The sequence below is a fragment of the Pseudomonas sp. 37 R 15 genome, from assembly GCF_900004865.1.
In the GTDB taxonomy this organism is placed as follows: domain Bacteria; phylum Pseudomonadota; class Gammaproteobacteria; order Pseudomonadales; family Pseudomonadaceae; genus Aquipseudomonas; species Aquipseudomonas fluorescens_AM.
Genome location: NZ_CVTV01000013.1, coordinates 117,949 through 125,634 on the forward strand (window position 1 = coordinate 117,949; position 7,686 = coordinate 125,634).

Annotated in this window: 9 protein-coding genes; 3 read left to right on the forward strand and 6 right to left on the reverse strand. The window is 59.3% G+C overall.

The window, feature by feature from the left end; translation table 11 throughout:
• Positions 1–68: 68 nt before the first annotated feature.
• Together BFQ04_RS03650 and BFQ04_RS03655 are read right to left on the reverse strand one after the other, a co-directional pair.
• Positions 69–734, reverse strand: coding sequence for a fumarylacetoacetate hydrolase family protein (locus BFQ04_RS03650; protein ID WP_057723429.1), 666 nt, complete (start codon positions 732–734; stop codon positions 69–71).
• Between the two features lie 22 nt (positions 735–756).
• The gene (locus BFQ04_RS03655) at positions 757–2,151 is read right to left on the reverse strand and encodes an FAD-binding oxidoreductase (protein WP_065949630.1); all 1,395 of its coding nucleotides are present in this window, start codon (positions 2,149–2,151) and stop codon (positions 757–759) included.
• 204 nt (positions 2,152–2,355) lie between these two features.
• On the opposite strand from BFQ04_RS03655, the gene serA reads away from it, so the two are divergent.
• Entirely contained in the window at positions 2,356–3,585 is a 1,230-nt protein-coding gene (gene serA / locus BFQ04_RS03660; protein ID WP_049711054.1) for a phosphoglycerate dehydrogenase, read from the forward strand.
• Between the two features lie 126 nt (positions 3,586–3,711).
• Here the strand turns inward: serA and BFQ04_RS03665 are convergent, their stop codons facing one another.
• Entirely contained in the window at positions 3,712–4,152 is a 441-nt protein-coding gene (locus BFQ04_RS03665; RefSeq protein WP_065949631.1) for a DUF4399 domain-containing protein, read from the reverse strand.
• Between the two features lie 134 nt (positions 4,153–4,286).
• On the opposite strand from BFQ04_RS03665, the gene BFQ04_RS03670 reads away from it, so the two are divergent.
• On the forward strand, positions 4,287–4,766 hold the full coding sequence (locus BFQ04_RS03670; protein ID WP_065949632.1) for a transporter substrate-binding domain-containing protein: 480 nt from the start codon (positions 4,287–4,289) through the stop codon (positions 4,764–4,766).
• A 140-nt stretch (positions 4,767–4,906) separates the two neighbouring features.
• Here the strand turns inward: BFQ04_RS03670 and BFQ04_RS03675 are convergent, their stop codons facing one another.
• The gene (locus tag BFQ04_RS03675) at positions 4,907–5,539 is read right to left on the reverse strand and encodes a 2OG-Fe(II) oxygenase (protein WP_065949633.1); all 633 of its coding nucleotides are present in this window, start codon (positions 5,537–5,539) and stop codon (positions 4,907–4,909) included.
• Positions 5,540–5,670: 131 nt separating this feature from the next.
• Here BFQ04_RS03675 and BFQ04_RS03680 point away from each other — a divergent pair, with 131 nt between their 5' ends.
• Positions 5,671–6,423 (forward strand): DUF2059 domain-containing protein, encoded by a 753-nt coding sequence (locus tag BFQ04_RS03680; protein WP_065949634.1) that lies wholly within the window; start codon positions 5,671–5,673, stop codon positions 6,421–6,423.
• Positions 6,424–6,479: 56 nt separating this feature from the next.
• On the opposite strand, the gene BFQ04_RS03685 is transcribed toward BFQ04_RS03680, so the two are convergent.
• Both BFQ04_RS03685 and BFQ04_RS30280 read right to left on the reverse strand, forming a co-directional pair.
• Positions 6,480–7,316, reverse strand: coding sequence for an IS3 family transposase (locus BFQ04_RS03685; protein WP_065949523.1), 837 nt, complete (start codon positions 7,314–7,316; stop codon positions 6,480–6,482).
• Positions 7,313–7,615 carry a transposase gene (locus tag BFQ04_RS30280; protein WP_065949522.1) on the reverse strand — a complete coding sequence of 101 codons (303 nt, stop codon included), beginning with the start codon at positions 7,613–7,615 and terminating at the stop codon, positions 7,313–7,315. Before BFQ04_RS30280 ends, BFQ04_RS03685 begins: the two co-directional genes overlap by 4 nt.
• Between the last annotated feature and the right edge of the window lie 71 nt (positions 7,616–7,686).

Below are 7,686 nucleotides of genomic sequence, written 5' to 3' on the forward strand. Positions count from 1 at the left end.
AGCTGGCTGACACACTGCAATCGGGGGCAAGCCCCCTCCCACATTTTTTACAGCATGTGTGCGGATAGTCAGCGCACCACACTTTCGAAGCGGTTGACGCCCGACAATTCCAGCACCAGCTTGTCACCGACATTCAACGGCCCGACGCCCGCCGGTGTGCCGGTCAGGATCACATCACCGGCCTGCAGCGAGAAGCAGCCGGCCATGTGCTGGATCATCGGTACGATCGGGTTGAGCATCTGCGCACTGTTGCCGTTCTGACGCACTTCGCCATTGATGGTCAGGCGAATGCCGATATCGGTGACGTCGGCGAACGTGCTCCCGACCACGAAAGGCGCGATCACCGCAGCGCCGTCGAACGACTTGGCGATCTCCCATGGCAGGCCCTTGGCCTTGAGCTCAGCCTGTTTGTCGCGCAGGGTCAGGTCCAGGGCCGGGGCGAAGCCGGAGATAGCGTCCAGCACTTCTTCACGGCTTGGCTTGTTCGACAACGGCTTGCCGATCAGCACGGCGATCTCCGCTTCGTAATGCACCGAACCGCGCTCGGTGGGAATGGCGAAACCGCCTTCCAGCGGCACCACGCAACTGCCCGGCTTGATGAACAGCAACGGCTCGGTGGGTACCGGGTTGTCCAGTTCCTTGGCGTGTTCGGCATAGTTACGCCCGATACACACCACTTTACCCACAGGGAAGTGGATGTTGGTGCCGTCGATATACTTGTGCTGGTAGCTCATGAAACGACTCCTTCAGGGGCGGTTAAACAGCGAAGATCTTGCCCGGGTTCATGATCCCGTTCGGGTCGAACACCGCTTTCACGGCCTTCATGTATTCGATTTCAACCGGCGAGCGGCTGTAGGTCAGGTAATCGCGTTTGGTCATGCCCACGCCGTGTTCGGCGGAGATCGAGCCGTTGTACTTGGCGACGGTCTCGAACACCCACTTGTTGACGGTGGCGCACTTGGCGAAGAACTCGTCCTTGCTCAGGTTTTCCGGCTTGAGGATGTTCAGGTGCAGGTTACCGTCGCCAATGTGACCGAACCAGACGATTTCGAAATCCGGGTAATGTTCGCCGACGATTGCGTCAATTTCGCTGAGGAACGCCGGCACCTTGGACACGGTGACCGAAATATCGTTTTTGTACGGGGTCCAGTGGGAAATCGTCTCGGAGATGTACTCGCGCAGTTTCCACAGGTTGTGCAGTTGGGTTTCGCTCTGGCTCATCACGCCGTCCAGCACCCAGCCCTGCTCGACGCAGTGCTCAAAGGTTTCCAGGGCGTGGTTGGCGACTTCTTCGGTGGTGGCTTCGAATTCCAGCAGTGCGTAGAACGGGCATTCGGTTTCGAACGGCGCCGGCACATCGCCACGGCCGAGGACCTTGGCCAGGGCCTTGTCGGAGAAGAATTCGAACGCAGTCAGGTCGAGCTTGCCCTGGAAGGCGTGCAGCACCGGCATGATCGAGTCGAAGTCGGTGGTGCCAAGCACCATGGCCGTGAGGTTTTTCGGCGCACGGTCCAGGCGCATGGTGGCTTCCACCACAAAGCCCAGGGTGCCTTCGGCGCCGATGAACAGCTGGCGCATGTCATAGCCGGTGGCGTTCTTGATCAGGTCGCGGTTCAGTTCCAGCACATCGCCCTTGCCGGTGACCACTTTCATCCCGGCCACCCAGTTGCGGGTCATGCCGTAGCGAATTACCTTGATCCCGCCGGCATTGGTGCCGATGTTGCCGCCAATCTGGCTGGAACCGGACGAGGCAAAATCCACCGGGTAATACAGGCCGTTTTCTTCAGCGACGTTCTGCAATTGCTTGGTGACCACGCCCGGCTGGCACACGGCGGTACGGTCGGTGAGGTTCACGTCGAGGATCTGGTTCATGTAGTCGAACGACACCACCACTTCGCCATTGGCCGCAACAGCCGCCGCCGACAGGCCGGTGCGCCCGCCGGACGGCACCAGCGCCACCTTGTGGCTATTGGCCCAACGGACAATGGCCTGCACCTGCTCGGTGGTCTTGGGGAAGACGATGGCGCACGGCGCGGGCGCGAAGTGCTTGGTCCAATCCTTGCCGTAAGCCTCCAGGGAGTCGGCGTCGGTCAGCACTTTGCCGGGCTCAACCAGGGTCTTCAGCTCATCAATCAGGGCAGGATGGGTCATCGACAGAACTCTCGAACAATTCATGGTCATCCTGAGAACGCTTCACGTCGCAGGAATAGGTGTTTAGCGGGGCGCGTATGCTAGCATACCGCCCCCGCAGGACAGAGCCCAAGGGCGTTCTGCGGTGACGGCTTTCCTGCCGTCCGGGTCAGCTTGCGCTGCTCGATTCCCTGCCATTTTTCTCCGGGATACAGGTTTACGCAGATGAGCAAGACTTCTCTCGATAAGAGCAAGATCAAGTTCCTTCTTCTGGAAGGCGTCCACCCATCGGCTGTCGACGTTCTGAAAGCCGCCGGGTACACCAGCATTGAGTACATCACCAGTTCTCTGCCGGAAGCCCAGCTCAAGGAAAAGATCGCCGACGCGCACTTTATCGGCATTCGCTCCCGCACTCAGCTGACCGAAGAGATCTTCGACCACGCCAAGAAACTCGTGGCCGTCGGCTGTTTCTGCATCGGCACCAACCAGGTCGACCTCAACGCGGCGCGCGAGCGCGGTATCGCGGTGTTCAACGCACCCTACTCCAACACCCGTTCCGTTGCGGAGCTGGTGCTGGCCGAGGCCATCCTGCTGCTGCGCGGTATCCCCGAGAAGAACGCTTCCTGCCACCGTGGTGGCTGGATCAAGAGCGCGGCCAATTCCTTCGAAATTCGCGGCAAGAAGCTGGGTATCGTCGGTTACGGCTCGATCGGCACGCAGCTTTCAGTCCTTGCCGAAGGCTTGGGCATGCAGGTGTTCTTCTACGACACCCTGACCAAGCTGCCGCTGGGCAACGCCACGCAAGTGTCGAGCCTGACCGAGCTGCTGGGTATGTCCGACATCGTCACCCTGCACGTTCCGGAAACCACTGAGACCCAGTGGATGATCGGCGAGAAGGAAATCCGTGCGATCAAGAAAGGCGGCATCCTGATCAACGCTGCACGCGGGACTGTGGTCGAGCTGGACGCCCTGGCCGACGCAATCAAGGACAAGCACCTGATCGGCGCCGCCATCGATGTGTTCCCGGTGGAGCCACGCTCCAACGACGACATTTTCGAAAGCCCGCTGCGCGGCCTGGACAACGTGATCCTGACCCCGCATATCGGCGGTTCCACCGCTGAAGCCCAGGCCAACATCGGCCTGGAAGTTTCGGAAAAGCTGGTCAAGTACAGCGACAACGGTACCTCGGTATCGTCCGTGAACTTCCCGGAAGTGGCCCTGCCGGCTCACCCTGGCAAGCACCGTCTGCTGCACATCCACCAGAACATTCCGGGTGTGATGATGGAGATCAACAAGGTCTTCGCGGAAAACGGCATCAACATCTCCGGTCAGTTCCTGCAGACCAACGAGAAGGTCGGCTACGTGGTGATCGACGTCGATGCCGAGTATTCGGACCTGGCGCAAGAGAAGCTGCAGCACATCAACGGCACGATTCGTAGTAGGGTGCTTTTTTGAGCTGCAAGCTGCAAGCTATTAGCGGCAAGTAAAAGCTCTGAGCTGTAGCTTGTAGCTTGTAGCTAGAAACTTGTAGCTAGAAACTTTCCAAAAAAAACGGGAGCCCCGCCAGGGGCTCCCGTTTTTTTATTCCACATTAACCGTGATGACTTTGGAAGCAACCGTCGGGTTGAACTGCATGTGCAGCTTGTCGCCGGCCACCAGTTGCAAGGTGTGCTTGCCGGGGGTCAGGGTCAATTCGGTCTCGGTCTGGGCCTTGCCGTAATGGATCACGGTGTCGGTGGCCGGGATCGGCAGTTTTGCATCCGGCAGTTCTTTCTGGTCGATCAGAAGGTGGTGATGGCCAGTGCCTGGCGTCTGGTCGGTGGCAGGGGCCAGCTTCAGGCCTTCCATGCCGAATTTCACGGTAAAGGTTTTATCGACGGTGGCGCCATCTTTTGGCGAAACGATAAACACCTTGGCACCTTCAGGTGGAGCGCTACGCGGGATACCGTCAGCGGCGGTCGCCAACATCGAAGCACCCAGCAACAGGCTGGCCAGGGTTGCACGGGACAAAAGGGCTTTCATTCGCTTCTCCAGTTTTTCTGTGAAATCTGTAGGGTTATGACAACTTCGCGACAAATTGCTGTCCAAGGCACTCAACACCATAGCAAAACGATGCTGAACAGCGCCTCGTACATCCGAATTCCTTAGGAGTGACCATGCGCTTCTCGCCTGGCCTGTTACTGTTGCTTCCCCTTCTCAGCCCTTGCGCTCACGCCGAGCTGATCGACGACGTCAACGATCGCGGTGAACTGCGCATCGCCCTCGAAGCCAACACCCCGCCCTTCAATTTCAAGGAAGGCGACAAGCTCACCGGCTTTGAAGTGGAGCTGGGCGAGCAACTGGCCAAGGAAATGGACGTCCGCTCCTCGTTTATCACCACCGATGATGCCGACCTGCTGAACGGCGTGGCGACCGGCAAATACGACGTGGCAATCAACCATATCGCTATGACTGCCGAGCTGAAGGATCGTTTCGATTTCAGCGCCGCGTATAACGACAAACCTGAACTGGCGATTCCGTTTCAGAAGGGCAACCCTGCGTTCAAGAGCAGCCTGGACGGGGCGCTGGAGCGAGTAAGGGCGGACGGCCGCTTGAAGGCGCTGGAACAGAAGTGGCTCGACGGGAATACGCGATAACCCATGTGGGAGGGGGCTTGCCCCCGATGGCGGAGTGCCAGGCACAAATCAGCTGACTGACCCACTGCTATCGCGGGCAAGCCCCCTCCCACATTTTGTTCCAGGTAAGACTTCAGGATCGGCCAGAATCGGACGCCGGCTTAAAACGGCTCGTTGCCCCGCCGACGAAACCAGCCCGTCAGGGACAGGCGTTCGCGTGTGGCAGGCAGCACCTCGTGGGGCACTTCGCCCGACAGGAACACCACCAGGCTGCCGCCGGCGGGCACCACGTCATGTTCGATGCCGTCCTTGAGGTACATGCGCAACTGGCCGCCGTGTTCGGGCAACCAGGCGTCGTTCAAATAGATCACCGCCGAGACCATGCGCCGGTCATCGTCGCGAAAACGGTCCAGGTGCTTGAGGTAGAACGCCCCGGGCGGGTACATCGCGAAGTGGCTTTCGAAGTCTTCCAGGCCGAGGAACAGGCCACGGTTCATCGCCAGACGCAGGCTGTCCATCACGGCCATGTAGGTGTCGCAGACCGCCGCGTCGCCCTCTTCCAGCCATTGGATATGATCGCCGCGAATCCCCTCGCGAATTTCCTGCGCCGGCCCGCGCCCCACGGCCGCCGGGGCCAGTTCACCTTCGGCTGCACGTTTACGGCACTCAGCCGCCAGCTCCAGGGTCAGAGCCTGGGGCAGGAAGGCATTCTGCTGCGACCAGCCTTTTTCGGCCAGGTCGTCGACAATGCGTTGCAGCAGTGGGTGATCGAGGGGTGTTTGCATGGCGCGCATAGTATCCATACGCCTGTGAATCCGACAGCGCCGTCGAGCGTGCGAATACACTTTAGTCAGGTGACTGATAGGACTTCTCGACAAATCCTACGCCTGACACGGACAATAGTGGCCGACTGACAGGAGTCCTTATGCGTCGTTTGTTTTTTTCCTTGCTGATGTTCTGCGTTTTACCCGCCTGGGCAGACGGCCATGACCAGTTGTACAAAGTCGCCGGCTGGGCCGAACAACGTGCGCATTTCAACGACGCCCTCACTGCCGCACAGCAGCGCTACCGCAACAGCCTGCCGCCAGCGGTGTACCAGGCGCTGGTGGACAACAGCAGCAAACGCTTCGCGGCCCAGGCCATGGACCAGCGTGCCGAAGCGCAATTGCGCAAGCACCTGTCGGACCCGAAACCGGCCCTTGCGTTTTTCCAATCGCCCCTGGGCCGCAAGATTGTCGCCGCCGAGTTACTCGCCACGCGTCGCGACCAATTGGCGAAAAACGCTCAGGGCCTGCCGAAAATCCAGGCCGACACCACCCGCAGCCTGATCATCGGCCACCTGGCCCAGGCCCTGCCCGCGCGTGAAGCGGGCGCCGAAGTCAGCCTGGCGATTGCCGGCGTGGCGGCGGACAGCTTGAGCCAGATGATCCCCGGCCTGCTGGGCGGCGGTCAGGCCCAGGGCATGCTGAATGGGCAGCGTGAGCGCTTGATGCAGCAGATCGACAAGGACCTGAATAACACGCTGCTGTACGTCTATCGGGAGTTGTCTGACCCGGAGCTGGAAGAGTTCGCCACGTTTGCCGAATCGCCGGAGGGCAAGGCGTATTACCAGGCGGCGCTGGCGGCCATCCGTGCGGGACTGGCTGTCGGCCAAAGCACCTCGAGCCTGGCGCAGTAATAAACATGTGGGAGGGGGCTTGAACTGGTCAAGTAATCTTGGACACTGATTAAGGTTCACGCCGCCAACCTTTCCTTCACGACCGGCGACCGGTAGTCGTTGTAGCTATGAGGCCTGCTGATGTTGTAGCGCGAGACATAGCGCTGCACGTCTGCTCGGGCCTCATGTTCCAGTTTGTAGCCCGTTTCAGGCACCCACTCTGATTTCAAGCTGCCAAAGAAACGCTCCATCGGGGCGTTGTCCCAGCATTCGCCTTTACGGCTCATACTCTGCCTAAACCCCTGTTTCAGCAGCTCGTTTCGGAATTTATGACTGGTGTACTGACAACCTTGGTCAGAATGAAACAACACATCCTGGGGATGGCCGCGTAGCTCAACCGCCATGCGTAGCGCTTCGCAGGTCAGGTTGGCATCAGAAATCATCGAGAACGACCAGCCCACGATCCTGCGAGCGTACAAATCCAGAACGGCGGCGAAGTACATCCACCGCTTGCCGACCTTGATATATGTCACGTCGCCACACCACACCTGATTAACCGCCGTCACATCAAATTTTCGCTTGAGCACGTGCGGCGCCACCAAGGCCTCCACGCCCGGCGACCTGTACTTATGGCGCCTGCGCTGACGGCTGGCGATGCCAGCTTCGCGCATCAAACTGCGAGCCATATAACGCCCGATACGATGCCCTTTGGCTTGTAGCTCCTTGGACAACGTACGTGCACCGGCCGACTCTCTGGACGCCTTGTGGTGCCTGACCAGCGCGGCTTTGAGCTTATCCCTCTCAGGATTTGCTCTGCCTTGGCGCTGGCGCCAGGCGTAGAAGCTACTGCGGTTGACCCCAAACGCCTGGCAACACCTTTTAACGCCGTACTGCTCGTCCAGCTCATCGATCAACGTGAATGATCTTTGGCGTCCAAAAGCAGGAGAGCACTGGCCTTTTTTAGAATTTCGATATCCAGGTCTTTCTCTCTGAGCAGAGCTTTGAGCCTCTGGATTTCTCGTTGATCAGCAGTAATCGCCTTGGCCCCTACCGGGGTCGAGCCCAAGCGTTCTTTTTGCACTTGATCGACCCAGCGGCGCAGGGCTGTGGGGCCGATATCCAGGGTGGCACACACCTCGGTAACCGGCTGACCTTCATCCAACACCATGCTGGCAGCCTTGAGCTTGAACTCACTCGAATAAGATTTACGCATAACCAAACACCTCAGATTTGGGCGCTATCATAGCGCCCGATTGAAGTGTCCAAAATCATTAGGCCAGTTCA

Coding starts and splice junctions, on each gene's coding strand:
- BFQ04_RS03655 (WP_065949630.1), bottom strand. CDS start 2,151: ATGACCCATCCTGCCCTGATTGATGAGCTGAAGACCCTGGTTGAGCCC.
- BFQ04_RS03680 (WP_065949634.1), top strand. CDS start 5,671: ATGCGTCGTTTGTTTTTTTCCTTGCTGATGTTCTGCGTTTTACCCGCC.
- BFQ04_RS03675 (WP_065949633.1), bottom strand. CDS start 5,539: ATGCGCGCCATGCAAACACCCCTCGATCACCCACTGCTGCAACGCATT.
- BFQ04_RS03670 (WP_065949632.1), top strand. CDS start 4,287: ATGCGCTTCTCGCCTGGCCTGTTACTGTTGCTTCCCCTTCTCAGCCCT.
- BFQ04_RS30280 (WP_065949522.1), bottom strand. CDS start 7,615: ATGCGTAAATCTTATTCGAGTGAGTTCAAGCTCAAGGCTGCCAGCATG.
- BFQ04_RS03665 (WP_065949631.1), bottom strand. CDS start 4,152: ATGAAAGCCCTTTTGTCCCGTGCAACCCTGGCCAGCCTGTTGCTGGGT.
- BFQ04_RS03650 (WP_057723429.1), bottom strand. CDS start 734: ATGAGCTACCAGCACAAGTATATCGACGGCACCAACATCCACTTCCCT.
- serA (WP_049711054.1), top strand. CDS start 2,356: ATGAGCAAGACTTCTCTCGATAAGAGCAAGATCAAGTTCCTTCTTCTG.